This window comes from Porphyromonas somerae (assembly GCF_022845615.1).
GTDB classification, from domain to species: Bacteria; Bacteroidota; Bacteroidia; order Bacteroidales; family Porphyromonadaceae; genus Porphyromonas_A; species Porphyromonas_A somerae.
The window spans coordinates 1857468-1876418 of record NZ_AP025559.1 but is presented as its reverse complement, the minus strand read 5'-3'; the positions used below and the strand labels follow the sequence as shown (position 1 = coordinate 1876418).

Below are 18951 nucleotides of genomic sequence, written 5' to 3'. Positions count from 1 at the left end.
TACAATAGCAGAGGGTAGGAAGTATTAATATAAGCCTGCCGTGCCGTGATGATTGTGGTACCGATGGGGTAAGGACCTCCGAGAGGAGGACCGATTTGTTGTAGCCCCCTCTCAGAGGGGCGCTAGACCCGAACGACTGGGGGTAATCGGTGCCTCATGCCACACGACCCTTTGTGGGTCGGACCACCTATCTTTAATCCTAGAATAGGTTGTCCGACCCACAAGGGGTCGTTGGTTTTGATTGACTTATTTTCCCCCATTCATCGGGCTTCCCCCTCGAATGGGGGCTAAGACAAATCGGACCTCTCCGAGGTCCTTTTTCCTCAGACAATTGCCTCTTTTGGCGAGTTAAAGCTTATCCTACGATTGTCTCAAAGCTCGTCATGCGGTGCATTGTCACTTACCTCTATTGAGCTCCACCACCTCTCCAAGATGAATTGCCATGAGCCAGTAGGTATCTGGTCCATCCGATTTATATAGAAGGTCCTGCACCGCCTCCATTCCTTTTTTAGCAGCGGCGTCGTACTTCTCCTCCGTGACACTCTCATCCAGATAGTCAAACCTGAAGATATCCCCCTTGTAGGTTCTTTGAGGCATAAAGCAGATGCCCTTGATCCGCACCACCGCCGTATCTCTATTCTTGTTGTAGCCCACGCCCAGTCTCAGGTACTCAAAGTAGCGAGGCACAAAGAGGAATATCCCATTATTGTAGGAATCCAACGAGAAGTCAAACTCCTCTCCCAGATTAGGGTCCAGCACTATCTGCTCCTGTGGTGACTCCCTAAGGTCGAGGTATTTGCCCATCACCGTCTCCTTTATCTCACGGTACTCCACCACCTTCTCTCCCGAAGCGATCTTATCAAACCATTGCTGATCAATCGTCAGGTAGAGGCTATTATCCTTCGTACACTCCTCGCCACTTGGGATCATCTCATAGTAGTTAGGGCTCTCCAAAAGCTCCTTCGTCGCCTTCAGTTCATCAGTCTGGGGATGCTCAAAAGGCTTGCCATCCCACTCCTTTAGCTTGAAATGCGAATCAAACTCATCCCATAGCTCCTCAATCGATTGCTTCACCCTCTTAAAAGGGGACTTCTCTACTTTTTCACTCATACTCGCTTCTCCTTCTGCTACTTGTTTTACCTTACTTTTCCAAACGTACACAATTATCAGCAATCAATATACCTTTATGTAGGTATTGTGATAATGCGACTATTTGGGGAGCTTTGCTAATCGGATTTATGAAAAGATAAGATGATGATGGCAGATAAAAGGAAAATAAACTTTGATGCGGTGGAGGAGACGCTTTTAATTCCACTATTGATGAGGTGGAAAGATGCTGAGAGCCCTCACCCAATACTTGGCGATAGAGTAGCTATTGATGTCGCTAATCAAATTGACTTCAACTGGGATAAATATGGTGGCTGGAATAAGATGAGCTACTATGGCTGTCTTGTTCGGGCAGGGTATTGCGATAGCGAAGCTGTGAGAATAGCCTTAGAGCACTCACCTGAGTCTATCTTGTTGGTGAATGCTGGTTGTGGGCTTGACACTCGATGGCATCGGACGCTCTCATCCATCTCAAACTACCCGAGGGTGGATCTAGATCTTAAAGAGGTAATGAATATAAGAAAAGAGGTGGTGCCACCTCTCAATGGGGTTACGAGTGTCACTTCCGACCTTACCTCACCCGATTTTATCGAACAATTAAAAGGCATGACGGCACCTACCACTCATATTGTTTTGGTCATTGAAGGGGTACTTATGTATTTCACCGATGCAGAGATCAGAGAGCTACTGGAGCGACTTTATGCCGCTTTTGGTGAAAGAGTGACTTTGGTGGGTGATTTATTGAATAATACCATTGTGAAGCATCAACATAAGCACGATACTCTTCGCCACTCACAGGCCGTATTCAGGTCCGGCTATGATAGTATCGCCGAGGTTGAAGCTTTGCACCCCCAGCTGAAGGTGCTTTGCCGTCGCTCAGTGTTGGATATGATGAAACCTCATATATTCATTGCTCGTCTGCTTGCTTTGATACCATCAATGCGTTGGAATACAACGGTATATACTCTTGGTTTTAGGTCGTTATAAGATCAAACAACTTGATAAAAAAGTATAAATGGGTGTGGATATATAATATATTTGCTATCTTTGCCAAGATTTTTGATGGTACTTAGTGAAGTGCCACCATGCTCCGAAACTCGGAGGCCCATCCTCTGTGATGCCTGTGAAGGGTGTCTTTGGTGGGTTAAGTGGAATTTAGATAGACTTTTATGAGACTAAAAACTATGCTACTTGGTATGCTGGTAGCTCTCGTTGCCCTTGGGCTTTTATCAGGGAGAGTGATTTCAGGACGTGCCGATAAGGGGCTGAACCCTGGCGAACAGATACCAAGTATGGTGGTGGATGGCTGTGATCTAGCCGAGACTTTGGCCAATGAGCCTAAGGCGGTGCTAGTCATCTGGTCGGTAGATGATGCTACCTCGAGGGTAGCCAATGCGTGGGCCTGCAATAGTGCCAGCTTGAGAGCTACCGATACACCTATCTACTCTATCTGTCTGGATGGAGATGAGACGACAGCCACCCTCTACGCAAAGATGGACGGTGCCAAGGAAAATGTAGCCCCTATTGGGTTGCAAGGTGAGAAGCTACGAGGAGGAACCTCACTATTGGCGAGCCGTGGATCTGGCAAGGTGTACTATACCTCCTATGGTATAGTAGAGAGAGTGATGTCTGCGGAGACACTATTTGACAAAATTCAATAAGAAGAGTGAGGGGCAGGTAGCTACTAGTAGTTACCTGCCCCTCTTCTATTTTACGGCTTTCCGAACGGTATTCATCGGAGTGTTTATGGGTAAGGACCTCTGCAGGAGGTCCGATTTGTTGTAGCCCCCATTCGAGGCTCGCAGAGCCGATGAATGGGGGTAAATGTGGTTTCCTGAAAAAGGTTGACTCGGTTAATGTTACGTTGTTATTAATCCTGCTTTATGTTGACTTTCTAGCCTTTAGTCCTGTGAGGGGTTGACTGGAGGGCGTAGCCCGTAAGGAAACCCCTCACAGGACTAAAGGTACCAAAACTTGGGCACCTATCCTATTTTTTGATTTTCAAGGTACTCCTCTCTATAGCTTTTCCACCTCTTGGGGATTTTCCCTTTGCACTTTGAGGCTTCAACAGGTGTCATATAGTCGAGACTCATGTGAGGCCTTTTTGTGTTGTAAAACTCTATGACTGAGGTTAATTCAGCCTTTGCCTCTTTGATGGTTTTAAAACGTTTGCCTTTTAAGAGCTCATTCTTTATAGTGTTATTGATCCTCTCTGCTTGTGCATTATCTTTGGGATCTGGGGTTTCTGTCATACTTATATCTATGTCATTCTTTTTAAGAATATCCACATACTGGTGGCTGGCATACTGGCAGCCTCTGTCTGAGTGATGAATGAGCTTATCGTTAGCTTTACCATTCGATTTAAGTTTCTTAAGTGCCTGATTTAGAGCTTCAATAGGGTACTTAGTGTCTAGGCTATCGCCTAGGCTCCACCCGACAATTTCTTTTGAGTATGAGTCTAAGATCACGGATAGGTAGCTAAACTTATGATGTACTCCGTCATAATGGATGGGGATATACGTTATGTCGCTCACCCATACCTGATTAGCTCTTTCTGGTATCATATCTTTTACGAGGTTACCATAGAGCTTAAAACCGTGATTGGAGTTGGTGGTTCTCGGCTTTCTTTTACGTTGCCTTAGCTTCAAGCCGTGCTTGTCTAGAGTGTCAAGAAAACGGTCTCTCCCTAGTGGAGTCCCCTCCTTAAACTCTCGCTTATACATATGCCACAGCTTCTTACCGCCCATGCCAGGGGCTTTCTCTCGGGTCTCAAGAACGTACTCAACAGCCATCTCTTCAAGTGCCATATTGGCATGAAGTTTTGACTTTTTTCGCTTGTAATAGGCTTGCTTACTTACACCAAACAGGTCGCAAAGGAGCTGTATTGTATATTTCTTCAGATCCTGTGCGTGCAAGCGATCTACCGTTTGGTGCCAGCTTTTTTTCTTATTTGGATGCGGAAATTCTCTTCTGCCACATTGATTAATTCATTCAATGCATCTGTCAAAACAGTCTGCCTAAAAAGCTGTTTTTCAAGCTCTTGAACCCTTCTTTCTAAATCAACTGAGCTTTTCTCAGGCGCCCCGCCTGACGCCCCGCCTGACGCCACATCCGAATAATAATACCTGCGATATCCGCGGTGCTCTTCTTGTTTCTTCTTTTTCTTCGCCTTCATCTCTATAACTTCGTCTAACCCAGAATCTAGGTACCTATGAACCCACTCCAGGATCGTAGTCCTTCCAATAGGGACAAGGTGTGAAATCTGGGTATAACCTAAGTTTTCCTCAAAATAGAGGTGAATAACTCGGTCAAAATAAATCTTCTGGAGTTGACTCCTTTTTACAAACTTACTCATAAAAATCTATCTATGAGTCAACTTTTTCTAGGACAAGACAAAATAAGGCGACCAAAATCTACGACCCCTTGTGGGTCGGACAACCTATTCTTGGATTGATTTTAACGTTCTAGCTTATATTGTCCGACCCACAAGGGGTCGAATATATATGTGAGCTCTTGCTTACCCCCGGTCGTTCGGGCTACGCCCTCCGACGCGGGGGCTACAACAAATCGGACCTCTGCCGAGGTCCTGAATCCTATTATTCGTCGTCTTCCTCTAGGGAGGCGAGATTTCCTTTTCGTTGTCGCTCCTCTTCAAACTTTGCTTTCATCGTCGGGTTTTGGTAGGTTAGCTTGCGGATGGTAAGTCCCTCCGCCTTGTCGTTGGCGAGCCTCAGATTGTTTTCCGAACCGACTAGCGCCTCACGCACTTTCGTGAGGTGCTGTATGGTCTTATCTATCTCATCAATCGCTTTAGTAAACTTCTCGCTGGCTAGCCGGTAGTTGTATCCAAACTTCTGCTTAAAGTCGCTTAGCTTGTCCTCAAAGTTGGTGATATCTACCGACTGTTGCCTTGCTTGCTCCAATTCCTTCTTGTACTCAATGCTTTTTTGAGAGGTCTGCTGAAGGATGGTGATCATCGGGATAAAAAACTGTGGGCGTATCACGTACATACGCTCATACTTCGGCGACATATTCACGATGCCCGTATTGTAGAGCTCGCTATCAAGCTCCAGCATAGAGACCAGTACGGCGTACTCGCACCCCTTAGTCTTGCGGTCTTTATCTAGTTTCTCCAGAAAGTCCTCATTCTTGTGCTTGGTAGCTGTGGTCTCATTTTGGTTTTTCATCTCAAACATAATTGAGATATACTCCTGCCCGTCATCGGTATAGTCGCGGAATATAAAGTCCCCTTTGGAGCCCGAGGAGGCATCATTATCTTTCTCAAAAGTGGCATTGGGAAAAAGCATACTTATCCGCCCATACTCCGTATAGCAGTGCTGCTCCAGCGTCTCTCCTACCATCTTTGTGGAGAGACGTGCCTTCATATCACGATAGAGCTCCACCTGCTCCTTGAGTAGCCGTACCTCCGTAGCATTCTCCTCACGAAGTCGATTCTCATTATTCATAGCTTCGCTTTTGGCAAGAGCCATCTGATTCTTGAGGTCAGCGATTTCTCGCTCCTTTTCCTGTACCTGATTCTTACTCAGATTCTCGACCTTCAGTAGAGCTACTTGGTGAAGACCATTGGCTTCTGCTAATTCCTTCTCCAATTTCGCGATCTGCTCATGCTCCTTGGCCACTGCTTTGTTCACCGCATTCTCTTGAGCCACCTCACTACTCTTGAGTTGCTCCTTGAGAGATGAGAGCTCCTGATCCTTTTGCGAAATCATCTGCTCGTAATGGCGAGAGCTTTCCGATTGGGCCGCCTTTTGCTCCGCTTGCCACTGCTTTCGCTGCTCTTCGACCCTCTGCTGTAGGTCCAACTGATATTCAGCAGTCCGCACCTGCTCCACAATAGAGGCGTAGTCCGCCTCATCTACGGTAAATGTACTGCCACACTTAGGGCACTTCAACTCTTTCATAGTTATCCTGATTCATTTATACCTAGGTAAAGATACCAAATTTCATCACCATCACATAAAAATAGGTGTGTCGAGATATAGCATCTCAACACACCTATTTTATAATAAGTGCTCCCCTATGCGAAGAAGTCCTGCTGCTTCCTAGATTTTACTCAGAAACAGTCAGTCTAGCACGTCCCTTAGCACGACGAGCTGCTAGTACACGTCTACCATTTGCGGTAGCCATACGAGCACGGAAGCCGTGCTTATTCTTCTTTTTCCTTACCGAAGGTTGATATGTCCTCTTCATTGCTTTATGTATTTACTTAGTTCTACTGTCAATAAACGTTCGGCAAAGATACTAAAATTATTGCTAACTGCAAATGGTTTTTCCAACCTCTATTAGGAATTACGCGATAGAAAGTTACGACAATAGGAATTAGATTTGATTGAATGTCAGCCAATATGGGCATAAGAGCACCCTGACGGGTGCTTTGTTGGGACCTCTGCCGAGGTCCTTTTTCTATCGGTTTTGGGCTAAGAAGTTGGGTGAAAGAGGGTGAATTGAAATGACGGAGAAAGTGCTTTTGTAACTACCTGATACACAGAGCTCTATTTGGGGGTCAGTTTAGTTGCAACTAAGCAAACGCTTAGTTGCAACTCGCCAATTGCTTAGTTGCAACTCGTCGATCGGTTAGTTGCAACTAAACTTTTGCTTTGATAGGGCACTGATTTTAGAAACTGTTTGAGCCTCCTCTAGTTTGTTGCTTTTCGCCCGTTTTTACCTATCTTGCTACTGGCTGTAGAATAAGGTATCGGTTTTGATATTTATTCAAGTGGTAAAAGCTCTTCTCCCCTCCAAAATGTAATTTTTGAGCGAATCCGCTCAATTTCTTAGGCAATTACTAATTTTTTCTGTATTTTTGAGGGACGGTTGTAAAAGGACTTTTGTAAAGGGTGTACCACAGAAAAAACCACCCCTTTTATTGAAGGTTTCAGGAGGTAGTACGAGCTGGTCTGTCTCTTGGGTTGCAACTTGGAATTTGGACAAATAATACACCTATAATAAATATATCAAGCTATGAGTAAAGGTATTAGTTTATCTCAACTTAAAGAGAAGTTTCACGATGGTATGAGCATCATGGTGGGCGGGTTCCTTGGTAATGGTACCCCCGAGAAGATCATTGACGCACTGGTAGAGAGTGGGGTGAAGGATCTCACAATGATTGTCAATGACACCTCTTATCCCGAGCTAGGGTGCGGACGCCTTATCGCCAATCATCAGGTTAAAGAGCTCTATGTATCGCATATCGGCACCAATCCTCACACTGCTGAGCAGATGAATAGTGGCGAGCTGACGATCCACTTCTGTCCACAAGGCTCCCTTGCCGAGCAGATTAGGGCCGGAGGTTGTGCCCTTGGTGGCGTATTGACCACTACTGGCCTTGGTACAATCGTAGCCGATGGTAAGGAAAAGGTGACAGTAGATGGTGTTGAATACCTCCTTGAGAAGCCACTAAGAGCCGAATTTGCTTTTATCAAAGGGAGTATCGGTGACGAGATGGGCAATCTAGTTTACAAGGGAACTACTCAAAACTTCCAACCCCTTATGGCAATGGCTGCTGATACTGTAGTAGCTGAGATTGAGCATAAGGTACCTACGGGTGAGATCGCTCCTGAGGCTATTCATACTTCAGGCATTTTGGTTGATTATATTATTGAATAAAGTAGAACATTTAGATATATGGAGAATAATAATCTAAAGTCAATGATCCGCCTCCGCATGAGTAGCGGTGATGCACACTATGGTGGTAACTTAGTGGATGGAGCACGTATGCTACAGCTCTTTGGCGATGTGGCTACCGAGTTGCTCATTATGAATGATGGTGATGAGGGCCTATTTGTGGCTTATGACAATGTAGAGTTCAAGGCACCTGTCCATGCTGGTGACTACATTGAGGCTGTTGGGGAGATTGTGAGTGCAGGTAACTCCTCTCGCAAGATGGTCTTTGAGGCACGTAAGGTGATCAGCCCTCGTACAGATATCAGTGCATCGGCAGCCGATGTGCTGGAGGAGCCTATTGTGGTTTGTAGAGCTAGTGGTACTTGTGTAGTGCCCAAGAACTGTCAACGCAAAGGAAAGTAAGCTATTATGGATAAACTGATCATTACTGCTGCAATCTGTGGTGCTGAAGTGACTAAGGAGCACAATCCGGCGGTCCCTTATAACGTTGAGGAGATGGTGCGCGAAGCCAAGAGTGCTTATGATGCTGGTGCTGCTGTGCTTCACGTGCATGTACGGGAGGATGATGGTACCCCTACTCAGAGCAAGGCTCGCTACAAGGAGGTGATGGATGCTATCTTGCGTGAATTGCCCGATGTTATCATTATCCCCTCTACGGGAGGTGCTGTGGGTATGTCGGCTGAGGAACGCCTGCAACCTACCGAGCTGATGCCTGAGATGGCTACTTTGGATTGTGGTACCGTGAACTTCGGTGATGAGGTATTTGAGAATACCCTACCAATGATGAGGGCTTTTGGTAAGCGGATGCTCGAGAATAATATCAAGCCAGAGTATGAGTGCTTTGATATGGGACACCTTGAGGCAGCCCTTCAGATGGCTCGCCGTGGTGAGGCTCCCGGGCACCCCATGCAGTTTAACTTTGTGCTAGGAGTCCCAGGTGCTTCATCGGCCTCTGTTTCCAACCTTTTGTGGCTCGTCAATGCTCTTCCTGAAGGGTCTACTTGGACCGCTACAGGGATTGGACGCCATGAGTTTACACTCGCGGCACATGCGATCGCTATGGGCGGCCATGTGCGTGTGGGCTTTGAGGATAACCTCTACCTCTCTAAGGGGGTATTGGCGAAGTCCAATGGCGAGTTGGTAGCAAAGGTGGTACGGATTGCCAAGGAGCTGGGTCGTGAGATTGCTACCTCTGATGAGGCACGTGAGATCCTTTCACTCCCACCTCGTAAGTGATTCTCTAGACACACTCATATTAAGAATAATAGAATAGACATTAATATATATATATGGCTCAGAAACCAGGAAATAGATATGGCACCCATAGGGTGATTTCACCTAAAGGGGTATTGCCACAGCCTGCCGACAAGGTGGACAATAATATGGATGAGATCTTCGATAATGAGATCCTCATCGATGTGAAGACACTTAATATAGACTCTGCAAGCTTTACCCAGATCTCCAAGCAAGCTGGAGGAGATAAGGATAAGATTGCCGAGATCATGATGGATATTGTGGAGAAGCAAGGGAAGCATCGCAATCCTGTCACTGGCTCTGGTGGTATGCTACTCGGAGTGGTGGAGAAGATCGGTGATGCCCTCAAGGGTAAGATTGACCTGAAGGAAGGGGACAAGGTGGCAACACTTGTTTCGCTTTCGCTCACTCCACTAAGGATAGATAAGATCAAGGAGATCCGCCCTGAGATTGACCAGGTGGATATCGATGGTAAGGCGATTCTCTTTGAGAGTGGTATCTATGCCAAGATTCCAGATGATCTACCAGAGAATCTGGTGCTTTCGGCTCTTGACGTAGCTGGGGCACCTGCTCAGGTGGCTAAGCTAGTGAAGCCAGGGGATACGGTTACGATCATCGGAGCAGGTGGTAAGAGTGGTATGCTCTGCTGCTATGAGGCGAAGAAGCGTGCTGGTGTCACTGGTAAGGTGATCGGCATTGATTACTCTCAAGAGAGTGTGGATAGACTAAAGCGTCTCGGCTTCTGTGACGAGGTCTTCTCGGCCGATGCTACACAACCTATCCCTGTAATGGAGAAGGTGGAGAAGCTGACTAATGGTAAGATGAGTGATATCACCATCAACAATGTCAATATCCCTGATACCGAGATGACGAGTATCCTCTGTACCAAGGGGGATGGCATTGTCTACTTCTTCTCTATGGCAACGAGCTTCACCAAGGCAGCCCTTGGTGCTGAAGGGGTAGGAAGTCAGGTGACCATGATGGTGGGCAATGGCTATACCGCTGGTCATGCCGAGATCACTCTGCAGGAGTTTAGAGAGTGCGAACCACTGAGAAAGCTATTTACTGAGCTTTACGCATAAGGATGAATGAATAGTGGAGAGAGATAGGGCAGACTGCTATTGACCTATCTCTCTGCCCACAAATAAAGAATAACGCCCGAAAATACTATTTATGAATAAAAGTAGAAGAGACTACTACTTCCCTAATGTCACCGATGAGGAGTGGAATGACTGGCACTGGCAGCTCAAAAACCGAATTGAAACGGTAGAGGATCTGCAGAAGTATGTAGCACTAACGGAGGAGGAGCTAGAGGGAGTACGCAGTACGCTAAAGCAGCTCCGTATGGCTATTACCCCTTATTATATAAGCCTAATCAATCCCGACGACCCTAATGACCCAGTTCGCAAACAGGCAGTGCCTACTGCTAAGGAGCTGGTGGTAAGTCCTGAGGATCAGCTCGACCCTCTGAGCGAGGACGAGGACTCTCCAGTACCAGGGCTCACCCACAGATATCCTGATAGGGTGCTATTCCTGATTACTGATATGTGTGCAATGTATTGCCGTCACTGCACTCGCCGTCGTTTTGCTGGGCATAAGGATGCCTCTGCTCCTAGAGAGCGCATTGATAGAGCCCTTGAGTATATTGAGCAGGCTACAGAGGTACGTGATGTGCTTCTCTCGGGTGGCGACGCTCTGATGGTAGGGGATAAGATGCTAGAGTATATCCTACAGAGGCTAAGGGCTATTCCACACGTGGAGATTATCCGCTTTGGTTCGCGTGCTCCTGTAGTATTGCCACAGCGTATCACTCCTGAGCTGGTACAGATGCTTTCTAAGTATCACCCTGTATGGCTCAATACCCACTTCAATCACCCTAATGAGATTACCGAGGAGTCGAAGCTAGCTTGTGAGCGTCTTGCCAATGCTGGTATCCCTCTGGGTAATCAATCGGTGCTTTTGCGTGGTATCAATGACTGCCCTAGCATTATGAAGCACTTGGTACATGAGTTGGTAAAGATTAGAGTACGTCCTTATTATATATATGTGTGCGACCTTTCTCAAGGTATTAGCCACTTCCGTACTCCAGTATCCAAGGGTATTGAGATCATTGAGGCTTTGAGAGGACATACTTCGGGCTACTGTGTACCTACCTTTGTGGTGGATGCTCCTGGTGGCGGTGGTAAGATTCCAGTGATGCCTAATTACATTATCTCTCAGTCGCCTCGCCGTGTGGTGCTCCGCAATTATGAGGGAGTGATTACCACTTATACGGAGCCCGAGGGGTATCAAGAGGGTACTTGCAACTGTGAGGAGTGTAATGATACTTGCGACGGAGTAGCTTCACTCCTTGCTGGTAATCATCTATCGCTATCTCCTACTCACTTGGCACGTAAGGAGCGTACCAAGAGGATTAGAGAGCAGAATAAGGATAAGTAACTCACGTGGGTGAGGCGGTCTCTTGTCAATATTCCTGGTATGCCATTTATCAAAAAACTACTAGCACTCAGTAGCCTTTCGATCGTAGGGACGGCCAAGAATACTGGCAAGACTGCCACACTCAATTATGTACTGCAGCGAATAGCCTCTCAAGCGCCTGATAAGGTGGTAGGACTCACCTCTATAGGGCTGGAGGGGGAGCGACGCGACCAGGTGACGCAGACGGAGAAGCCTGAGATTACACTCTCTAAGGGGACTCTATTTGTCACGGCGGAGCACTACTATCGGCAGAAACAGCTCTCGGCGGAGGTGCTGGGAGTGGAGCGGGTTTATACCACTTCTACTGGGCGTCTGATATATGCTCGTGCGAGAGGAGAGGGCAAGGTGCTGATTGCTGGCCCACCCACCACTCAAGGACTACGAAAGGTGGTGGAGGTGATGCGGCGAGATGGTGCCGACTTATCGATTATCGATGGGGCACTCTCTCGGAAGTCACTCGCTTCTCCAGCAGTAGCTGAAGGGCTGATACTTGCTACGGGTGCGGCCTTTTCGGCACAGCCAGAGCGACTGATACAGCTCACCAAGGAGCTGGTGCAGCAGATAGAGTTGCCGGAGCTTTCGGATCGTCTACTAGCGAGTAGGCTTGAGGAGGTAACTCATGGGATACGCTTGGTGGTAGGTGATGAGGTTCTCGACCCTGGCTATGCGTCGGCACTCCTTCCCCAATTTTGGGAGGATGGTCGGTGGCAATTGCTGGAGGGACTGATATTTGTCTCTGGGGCGGTGCACGACAATCTCTTGGAGCGTATTCGGCAGTCTAAGGGGTGTCGGGGGCTGATTGTCCGCGACTTTACGAGGCTGTTTGTCTCGGGTCAGGCGGTGAGGAGCCTTCTGGCGAGTGGCAAAAAGCTCTATACCCTTCGGCGGGCAGAGCTGGTGGCGGTGACCTTTAACCCTGTTGCTCCGACAGGATTTAGGATGCCTTCGGAGGAGATGTGTGAGCGAATGAGTGAGGCACTTGAGGTGCCAGTGTATGATATAATGAGATGTAGTGATGAGATTTCGTGAGGCACTAGACCATATCAAGGGGCTGAGGTATGTGCTGGAGGAGATGACCTTTTCCTCTAGCATAGGTCGCTTGGCTCTATTGGATAGCTATTGGCTCACGAGTCGCGAGGAGATTGAAGAGGCACTCGATGAAGTGGCTAAGTTCGTCGGCTACATACAGTCTTCTGAGGGGATTCCGCTCTTGCAGCTACAGCTTGAGGAGGTGGTGAATATCTCTGGATCTATTGAGGTGCTAAGAGCTACAGGTGCTATCTGTAGCGATGTGGATCTCTTTGAGATTAAGAAGCTAGCTCTGATTGATGAAAAGATTGCTCAGTTGCAGGACCATTATCACTACCAATTGACCGAACGACCTTCGCTGAAGGGGGTGCTATCGGTGCTCGACCCACGCGAGGAACGATTGCCTAGCTTTTATCTAGATAATTATTTTGATACACGGCTCAAGGAGATAAGAGAAGCTATTGAGCGGACGAAGGAGGAGACCCCTTTGGCGGAGCTCAATGCCCAACTCTCGCAGTGTGAGGAGGAGGTGCGGGCTAGGTTAACTGATCAGTTGGCACCTTTTGCCGACTCGCTAGAGATGGTATTAAAGGCTCTGGCACATGATACGGCTATTTTGGCAAAGGCTGATTGGGCAGTGAGGTATCGGGCGTGTCGGCCAAAGCCTATCTCCTCTGGTACCACTCATTTGGAGGAGTTGGTGAATCCCGAGGTGGCAGATCAGGTAAGGAGGAGTGGAGGACGCTTTCAGCCAGTTTCCATAGAGTTTGAAGAGGAGCCGACCTTGATCTCGGGTGCCAATATGGGTGGTAAGAGTGTGCTTCTGCACTCGGTAGCACTGGCGCAGGGGATGATGCAGTTTGGCATGTATGTCTTGGCGAAGTCTGCTACCATGGTGGTGGTAGAGCATCTTCTCTATTCAGCCGGTGATGGCGAGGATATGCGGTTGGGACTCTCTTCATTTGGAGCAGAGATGATTCGGCTCAATGGTATCATCCAGGCGGTGAAGAGTGGGCAAAAGGTACTTGCGATTATTGATGAACCCGCTCGTACCACCAATCCTGAAGAGGGGTATGCCCTTGTCTCTGGACTTGTGAAGCTACTAGAGCAATATGGGGCTATGGCACTGATCACTACTCACTATAGTGGAGTGCCCTCGCAAGGAAGGCGATGGAGGGTACGGGGATTTGTGGAGGGACGTGATATGCACGGCGTAGAGGTGGCACATCTCGCTGAGCTGATGGATTATAGTTTGGTGCCAGATAGTCAGGAGTCTGTGCCGAGAGAGGCCTTTCGGATTGCTCGACTACTTGGGGTGGATGAGGAGTTTTTGGACTTAAGCAACAACTGTTTTAGGACGATCGAATGAATATGAAAAGTAAGGTGGGAATTGACTTCTCAAAGGTGGAGCAAGCACGTGGGGCAGCACGAGCAATTGCTGAGGATGTACAGACCTTTGTAGATGAATATACGACGGTAGCCGTAGAACGCACCCTTTGTCGCTTTGTAGGGATAGATGGTGTAGATGGAAATCAAGTGCCGCTTCCCAATGTGGTGGTGGAGCATCTAGTGGAGGAGAATGCACTCTCCAACGGAGCTCTATTCTATCTAGCATCCGCGATGGTTGCTACGGGAAAGGAGCCACAGGAGATAGCTGAGGAGGTGTCGGATGGTAAGATAAAGCTGACACAGTTTCCAGCAGCCTCTGAGCAGGAGGTGGCTGATATACTCGCCCCATATATTAAGGCAGGTATGGAGCGAATTGCAGCAAGGAGAGCCAGAAGGGAAAAGTTTATCAAGGAGGTGGGCGAAGGACCACAACCTTATCTCTATGTGATTGTTGCGACTGGTAATATCTATGAGGACGTGGTGCAGGCACAGGCGGCAGCTCGCCAAGGTGCCGATATCATTGCGGTGATTCGTACCACGGGGCAAAGCCTTCTTGACTATGTCCCATACGGAGCTACTACTGAGGGATTTGGCGGTACCTATGCGACGCAAGAAAACTTCCGCATTATGCGAAAAGCCCTTGATGAAGTGGGTGAGGAGGTAGGACGCTATATCCGACTCTGTAACTACTGCTCGGGTCTTTGTATGCCTGAGATTGCTATTATGGGTGCTTTTGAAGGGCTCGATGTGATGCTCAATGATGCCCTTTATGGCATTCTATTTAGGGATATCAATATGAAGCGAACCATCGTGGACCAGTACACTAGTCGTGTGATCAATGGTTTCGCTGGGGTGATTATCAATACCGGTGAGGATAACTACCTCACCACTGCCGATGCTCTTGAGGAGGCACATACGGTATTGGCCTCGGACTTTATCAACGAGCAATTTGCCCTCAAGGCGGGTATCCCAGAAGAGCAGATGGGACTCGGCCACGCCTTTGAGATGGATCCCGCCGTGGAGAATGGCTTCCTCTATGAATTGGCACAGGCTCAAATGACAAGGGAGATCTTCCCTAAGGCACCATTGAAGTATATGCCACCTACAAAGTTTATGACCGGTAATATCTTTAGAGGTCATATCCAAGATGCTCTATTCAATATGATCGGTATCTGGACACACCAAGGGTTGCAACTTCTCGGTATGCCTACCGAGGCGATACACACTCCATTTATGAGCGACCGATATCTCTCAATTGAGAACGCTCGCTATATCTTCAACAACATGAAGTCTATCGGTGACGATGTGGAGTTTAAGGAGAATGGTATCATGCAGACCCGTGCCAAGAATGTGCTTGAGAAGGCATTGACACTATTGCAGGATATCCAGGAGGAGGGTCTCTTTATTGCCCTTTCAAAGGGCATCTTTGCGGATATCAAGCGACCACAAGATGGTGGTAAAGGTCTGGATGGCGTTAAGCGCAAAGGGGAGCGCTACTACAACCCTATTTTGGAACTAATGAAAGACAATAAGATTGCGGGCAAGTTATGAGTGGAGGACTATATTCAACCGAAGATAAAAGTTTTGATAGGACATTAGACCTATCCAAGGTGAAGCCTTATGGCGACACCATGAACGATGGCAAGGTACAGCTGAGCTTTACCCTTCCTGTACCTAAGGGTGCCGAAGCCGAGGAGGCAGCTAAGTTGCTCCTCAAGGAGATGGGCTTCCAAAATCCTATGGTGGTCTTTTCGAAAGAACTGACCGAGGGCTATACCTTTTTCAATTGCTATGGTAGCTGTACCCATACGGTAGATTATAGCAATATCTATGTGCCCAAAGTGGAGTCGACCACTATGTCGATGGAGGAGACCGACGACTATATCCGCACCCACTTGGGCAAACCTATCAAGGTGCTAGGAGCTAGTACCGGTACCGACGCACATACCGTAGGTATTGATGCGATCATGAATATGAAAGGCTTCGCTGGGCATTATGGTCTAGAGCGTTATGATATGATCGAGGCACGCAATCTGGGTAGCCAGGTGCCTAATGATGAGTTTTTGGCAAAGGCGATCGAGTTTGGTGCCGATGCTCTGCTCATCTCCCAGACAGTGACGCAAAAGGATGTCCATATCCAAAACCTCACCGAGCTGATAGAGATGATCGAGGCCGAGGGGCTTCGCGACAGAATGATCGTCTGTTGCGGTGGGCCTCGTATCACCCACGAGCTTGCCAAGGAGCTAGGCTATGATGCCGGATTTGGTGCCAACACTTATGCCGATGACGTCGCTTCGTTTATCGCACAAGAGATGGTACGGCGTCAGGAGCTACAAAACTGAAAACAAGATAAATACAAATACTATAAAGACTAAGATTATGGCATTAGACAAACAACAAGTCAGAGAAGTCATCGCAAAGAGAGTTGCTCTCGAATTAAAGGATGGTGACGTGGTCAATCTCGGTATCGGGCTGCCCACAATGGTTCCTTCCTTCTTGCCACAAGGCGTACATGTGATGCTACAGAGTGAAAATGGAATGATCGGGCTCGGAGCTACTCCCGAAGCAGGTCAGGAAGATCCCGATTGGATCAATGCAGGTGGTGGTGCCATCACTACCGTGCCAGGTGCGGCTACATTTGATAGTGCCACCTCCTTCGGTATTATTCGCGGAGGTCACGTGGACGTTAGCGTACTAGGCGCCTTGGAAGTAGATGAAGAGGGCGACCTCGCCAATTGGATTATCCCAGGTAAGCGTGCCCCTGGTATGGGTGGTGCTATGGACCTCCTCGTAGGTACCAAAAAGGTGATCCTCGCTATGGAGCACACCGCCAAGGGCAATCCCAAGATCCTCAAGAAGTGCCGCCTACCACTTACTGCCAAGGGACAGGTAGATATGATCGTTACCGAGATGTGCGTGATCGAGGTGCGTAAGGGCAAAGGCCTTTGGGTGACCGAGATATACGATGGCGTGAGTCGTGAAGAGATACAAGCTGCAACAGAGGCTGAGCTTCATTTCGACGAAAACGTACAGCCAATGAAGCAATAAAGATAGAGTCCATAAATAATAATATAGACAATACTGATTATGAATTTCAATTACACACCTCAGGAAGAACTCTTCTTGCAGATGATTAGAGAGTTTGCAGAGAAAGAGGTAAAGCCTCTAGCTGCAGAGATAGATGAAGAGGAGCGCTTCCCCATAGAGACCGTGGAGAAGATGAGCAAGCTCGGCCTTATGGGTATCACCATCCCAAAGGAGTATGGTGGAGCCGGAGCTACCAACCAGATCTACACCATGGCGGTAGAAGAGCTCAGTCGCGTTTGTGCTACCACTGGCGTAGTGGTATCAGCTCATAGCTCACTCTGCTGCGACCCAATTATGTTCTTTGGTACCCCCGAGCAGAAGGAGCGTTACCTACCACGCCTCGCATCGGGTGAGTGGATTGGTGCCTTCGGACTTACCGAGCCCAATGCCGGTACCGACGCAGCTGGTCAGCAGACCTTCGCTGTAGAGGAGGAAGACCACTACGTACTCAATGGCAATAAGATCTTCATCACCAATGCCGAGTATGCCCACGTCTACATCATCTTTGCCATGACCGATAAGAGCCTTGGCAATAAAGGTATCTCTGCCTTTATCGTGGAGAAAGACTTCCCTGGCTTCTCAGTAGGAAAGAAGGAGCTCAAGATGGGTATCCGTGGCTCAGCTACTTGCGAGCTGATTATGGAGAATTGCATCGTGCCAAAGGAGAATCTTCTCGGCAAGGTAGGTCAAGGCTTCAAAGTAGCTATGAAGACCCTCGATGGTGGGCGTATCGGCATTGCTTCACAAGCCCTTGGTATTGCCCGCGGTGCTATGGAGGAGACCGTGAAGTACACCAAAGAGCGTAAGCAGTTTGGTCGCAGTATCGCGAAGTTCCAGAATACCCAATTCCAGTTGGCCGACCTCGAGGCACGCATCGAGTGTGCGTCACTACTTGTGCGTAAAGCAGCGTGGTGCAAAGACAACGGCCAGCCCTACACCGTTCCTGCCGCTCGTGCCAAGCTCTATTGTGCCGAGACAGCAATGGAGATGACCAATAAGGCCGTCCAATTCCACGGCGGATACGGCTACACCCGTGAGTATCCAGTGGAGCGAATGATGCGCGATGCCAAGATTACCGAGATCTACGAGGGTACCAGTGAGGTACAGCGTATGGTGATTGCAGCCAATCTACTGAAGTAAAAACGAGTAAATACATTCCTGAAATATGAAGATTTTAGTTTGCATAAAGCAAGTTCCAGATACCACTGAGATCAAGCTCGATCCAGTCAAGGGTACCCTCATCCGTACTGGTGTACCAAGTATTATGAATCCCGATGATAAGGGTGCTCTCGAGCAGGCACTACAGTTCAAAGATCGCTTCGGTGCCGAGGTTGATGTCATCACCATGGGACCTCCTCAGGCCAAGGCTGTTCTTTACGAGGCTTTTGGTATGGGTTGCGACAAAGGCTTCCTCATCACCGACCGCAAGTTTGGTGGTGCCGATACCCTTGCTACCAGCTACACCATCTCCCAAGCCATCAAGTCGCTAGAGCCTTATGATGTGATCCTTGCAGGTCGTCAGGCCATTGATGGTGACACCGCACAGGTAGGTCCACAGATTGCCGAGCAGCTCGACCTCCCACAGATCACCTACGTAGAGCATGTTGATTATGATGGTAAGAAGACCCTCACTGTCAAGAAAAACCTTGAGGACGGTCACGAATACCTAGAGGTAGACCTCCCCTGCATGCTCACCTTTTTGGCATCGGCCTATCAGCCACGCTACATGAATGTCTCCGACATCATGACCGCCTTTGACAAAGAGATTGTAGAGCTCAACTTTGGCTCCTTCCCAGTTGATGAGACCCGCCTAGGGCTCAAGGGATCGCCTACCAATGTGAGCAAGTCCTTTACCAAGGGCGCCAAGGCCATGGGTACACTCCACGAAGAGCTCACCCCAGAGGAGGCTGCCGATATCATCTTAGAAAAACTGCAAGAGAAATTTATTATTTAAGAAGCGAC

Annotated in this window: 19 protein-coding genes; 14 read left to right on the top strand and 5 right to left on the bottom strand. The window is 48.2% G+C overall.

What is annotated here, in order from left to right:
- Nucleotides 1-396: 396 nt before the first annotated feature.
- Nucleotides 397-1110, bottom strand: a complete 714-nt coding sequence (locus MWL85_RS08080) for a hypothetical protein (protein WP_244400328.1) — start codon at nt 1108-1110, stop codon at nt 397-399.
- Nucleotides 1111-1251: 141 nt separating this feature from the next.
- Here MWL85_RS08080 and MWL85_RS08075 point away from each other — a divergent pair, with 141 nt between their 5' ends.
- The gene (locus MWL85_RS08075) at nt 1252-2094 is read left to right on the top strand and encodes a class I SAM-dependent methyltransferase (RefSeq protein WP_244400327.1); all 843 of its coding nucleotides are present in this window, start codon (nt 1252-1254) and stop codon (nt 2092-2094) included.
- A gap of 182 nt (nt 2095-2276) precedes the next feature.
- A complete protein-coding gene (locus tag MWL85_RS08070; RefSeq protein ID WP_244400326.1) occupies nt 2277-2768 on the top strand; it encodes a hypothetical protein in 492 nt (163 codons plus the stop codon).
- Between the two features lie 321 nt (nt 2769-3089).
- Here the strand turns inward: MWL85_RS08070 and MWL85_RS08065 are convergent, their stop codons facing one another.
- The 4 genes from MWL85_RS08065 to rpmH form a co-directional block, all read right to left on the bottom strand.
- The gene (locus tag MWL85_RS08065; protein ID WP_244400171.1) at nt 3090-4022 is read right to left on the bottom strand and encodes an IS3 family transposase; all 933 of its coding nucleotides are present in this window, start codon (nt 4020-4022) and stop codon (nt 3090-3092) included.
- A 5-nt stretch (nt 4023-4027) separates the two neighbouring features.
- A complete protein-coding gene (locus tag MWL85_RS08060) occupies nt 4028-4462 on the bottom strand; it encodes a hypothetical protein (protein ID WP_244400172.1) in 435 nt (144 codons plus the stop codon).
- Between the two features lie 241 nt (nt 4463-4703).
- The gene (locus MWL85_RS08055) at nt 4704-6029 is read right to left on the bottom strand and encodes a DUF2130 domain-containing protein (protein WP_244400325.1); all 1326 of its coding nucleotides are present in this window, start codon (nt 6027-6029) and stop codon (nt 4704-4706) included.
- A gap of 148 nt (nt 6030-6177) precedes the next feature.
- On the bottom strand, nt 6178-6318 hold the full coding sequence (gene rpmH / locus MWL85_RS08050; protein ID WP_021903222.1) for a 50S ribosomal protein L34: 141 nt from the start codon (nt 6316-6318) through the stop codon (nt 6178-6180).
- A gap of 771 nt (nt 6319-7089) precedes the next feature.
- Between rpmH and MWL85_RS08045 the strand changes: the two genes are divergently transcribed.
- The 12 genes from MWL85_RS08045 (at nt 7090) to MWL85_RS07990 (ending at nt 18943) form a co-directional block, all read left to right on the top strand.
- The gene (locus MWL85_RS08045) at nt 7090-7734 is read left to right on the top strand and encodes a CoA transferase subunit A (RefSeq protein WP_244400324.1); all 645 of its coding nucleotides are present in this window, start codon (nt 7090-7092) and stop codon (nt 7732-7734) included.
- 18 nt (nt 7735-7752) lie between these two features.
- A complete protein-coding gene (kal, locus tag MWL85_RS08040) occupies nt 7753-8154 on the top strand; it encodes a 3-aminobutyryl-CoA ammonia lyase (protein WP_018027930.1) in 402 nt (133 codons plus the stop codon).
- Between the two features lie 6 nt (nt 8155-8160).
- Complete coding sequence (gene kce / locus MWL85_RS08035; RefSeq protein WP_244400323.1) at nt 8161-8988, top strand: 3-keto-5-aminohexanoate cleavage enzyme; 828 nt, start codon at nt 8161-8163, stop codon at nt 8986-8988.
- A gap of 53 nt (nt 8989-9041) precedes the next feature.
- Entirely contained in the window at nt 9042-10088 is a 1047-nt protein-coding gene (kdd, locus tag MWL85_RS08030) for an L-erythro-3,5-diaminohexanoate dehydrogenase (RefSeq protein WP_018027932.1), read from the top strand.
- 91 nt (nt 10089-10179) lie between these two features.
- Nucleotides 10180-11445: a lysine 2,3-aminomutase gene (kamA, locus tag MWL85_RS08025; RefSeq protein WP_018027933.1), complete on the top strand. Its 1266-nt coding sequence runs from the start codon at nt 10180-10182 to the stop codon at nt 11443-11445.
- A gap of 39 nt (nt 11446-11484) precedes the next feature.
- On the top strand, nt 11485-12513 hold the full coding sequence (gene kamB / locus MWL85_RS08020) for a lysine 5,6-aminomutase reactivase subunit KamB (RefSeq protein WP_244400322.1): 1029 nt from the start codon (nt 11485-11487) through the stop codon (nt 12511-12513).
- The gene (kamC, locus tag MWL85_RS08015; RefSeq protein WP_244400321.1) at nt 12500-13882 is read left to right on the top strand and encodes a lysine 5,6-aminomutase reactivase ATPase KamC; all 1383 of its coding nucleotides are present in this window, start codon (nt 12500-12502) and stop codon (nt 13880-13882) included. Before kamB ends, kamC begins: the two co-directional genes overlap by 14 nt.
- A gap of 2 nt (nt 13883-13884) precedes the next feature.
- Nucleotides 13885-15453: a lysine 5,6-aminomutase subunit alpha gene (kamD, locus tag MWL85_RS08010; RefSeq protein WP_070707034.1), complete on the top strand. Its 1569-nt coding sequence runs from the start codon at nt 13885-13887 to the stop codon at nt 15451-15453.
- Nucleotides 15450-16244 carry a lysine 5,6-aminomutase subunit beta gene (kamE, locus tag MWL85_RS08005; RefSeq protein ID WP_070706956.1) on the top strand — a complete coding sequence of 265 codons (795 nt, stop codon included), beginning with the start codon at nt 15450-15452 and terminating at the stop codon, nt 16242-16244. Before kamD ends, kamE begins: the two co-directional genes overlap by 4 nt.
- A 37-nt stretch (nt 16245-16281) precedes the next feature.
- On the top strand, nt 16282-16950 hold the full coding sequence (locus tag MWL85_RS08000) for a 3-oxoacid CoA-transferase subunit B (protein WP_018027938.1): 669 nt from the start codon (nt 16282-16284) through the stop codon (nt 16948-16950).
- A 39-nt stretch (nt 16951-16989) separates the two neighbouring features.
- Entirely contained in the window at nt 16990-18129 is a 1140-nt protein-coding gene (locus MWL85_RS07995; protein WP_018027939.1) for an acyl-CoA dehydrogenase, read from the top strand.
- A 25-nt stretch (nt 18130-18154) separates the two neighbouring features.
- Nucleotides 18155-18943, top strand: coding sequence for an electron transfer flavoprotein subunit beta/FixA family protein (locus MWL85_RS07990; protein ID WP_244400320.1), 789 nt, complete (start codon nt 18155-18157; stop codon nt 18941-18943).
- The last annotated feature ends 8 nt before the right edge of the window (nt 18944-18951 follow it).

Excerpts from the sequence above, each read along its gene's own strand:
- MWL85_RS08080 (WP_244400328.1), bottom strand. The coding sequence starts at position 1,110 with ATGAGTGAAAAAGTAGAGAAGTCCCCTTTTAAGAGGGTGAAGCAATCG.
- MWL85_RS08075 (WP_244400327.1), top strand. The coding sequence starts at position 1,252 with ATGATGATGGCAGATAAAAGGAAAATAAACTTTGATGCGGTGGAGGAG.
- MWL85_RS08070 (WP_244400326.1), top strand. The coding sequence starts at position 2,277 with ATGAGACTAAAAACTATGCTACTTGGTATGCTGGTAGCTCTCGTTGCC.
- MWL85_RS08060 (WP_244400172.1), bottom strand. The coding sequence starts at position 4,462 with ATGAGTAAGTTTGTAAAAAGGAGTCAACTCCAGAAGATTTATTTTGAC.
- MWL85_RS08055 (WP_244400325.1), bottom strand. The coding sequence starts at position 6,029 with ATGAAAGAGTTGAAGTGCCCTAAGTGTGGCAGTACATTTACCGTAGAT.
- rpmH (WP_021903222.1), bottom strand. The coding sequence starts at position 6,318 with ATGAAGAGGACATATCAACCTTCGGTAAGGAAAAAGAAGAATAAGCAC.
- MWL85_RS08045 (WP_244400324.1), top strand. The coding sequence starts at position 7,090 with ATGAGTAAAGGTATTAGTTTATCTCAACTTAAAGAGAAGTTTCACGAT.
- kal (WP_018027930.1), top strand. The coding sequence starts at position 7,753 with ATGGAGAATAATAATCTAAAGTCAATGATCCGCCTCCGCATGAGTAGC.
- kce (WP_244400323.1), top strand. The coding sequence starts at position 8,161 with ATGGATAAACTGATCATTACTGCTGCAATCTGTGGTGCTGAAGTGACT.
- kdd (WP_018027932.1), top strand. The coding sequence starts at position 9,042 with ATGGCTCAGAAACCAGGAAATAGATATGGCACCCATAGGGTGATTTCA.
- kamA (WP_018027933.1), top strand. The coding sequence starts at position 10,180 with ATGAATAAAAGTAGAAGAGACTACTACTTCCCTAATGTCACCGATGAG.
- kamB (WP_244400322.1), top strand. The coding sequence starts at position 11,485 with ATGCCATTTATCAAAAAACTACTAGCACTCAGTAGCCTTTCGATCGTA.
- kamC (WP_244400321.1), top strand. The coding sequence starts at position 12,500 with ATGAGATTTCGTGAGGCACTAGACCATATCAAGGGGCTGAGGTATGTG.
- kamD (WP_070707034.1), top strand. The coding sequence starts at position 13,885 with ATGAAAAGTAAGGTGGGAATTGACTTCTCAAAGGTGGAGCAAGCACGT.
- kamE (WP_070706956.1), top strand. The coding sequence starts at position 15,450 with ATGAGTGGAGGACTATATTCAACCGAAGATAAAAGTTTTGATAGGACA.
- MWL85_RS08000 (WP_018027938.1), top strand. The coding sequence starts at position 16,282 with ATGGCATTAGACAAACAACAAGTCAGAGAAGTCATCGCAAAGAGAGTT.
- MWL85_RS07995 (WP_018027939.1), top strand. The coding sequence starts at position 16,990 with ATGAATTTCAATTACACACCTCAGGAAGAACTCTTCTTGCAGATGATT.
- MWL85_RS07990 (WP_244400320.1), top strand. The coding sequence starts at position 18,155 with ATGAAGATTTTAGTTTGCATAAAGCAAGTTCCAGATACCACTGAGATC.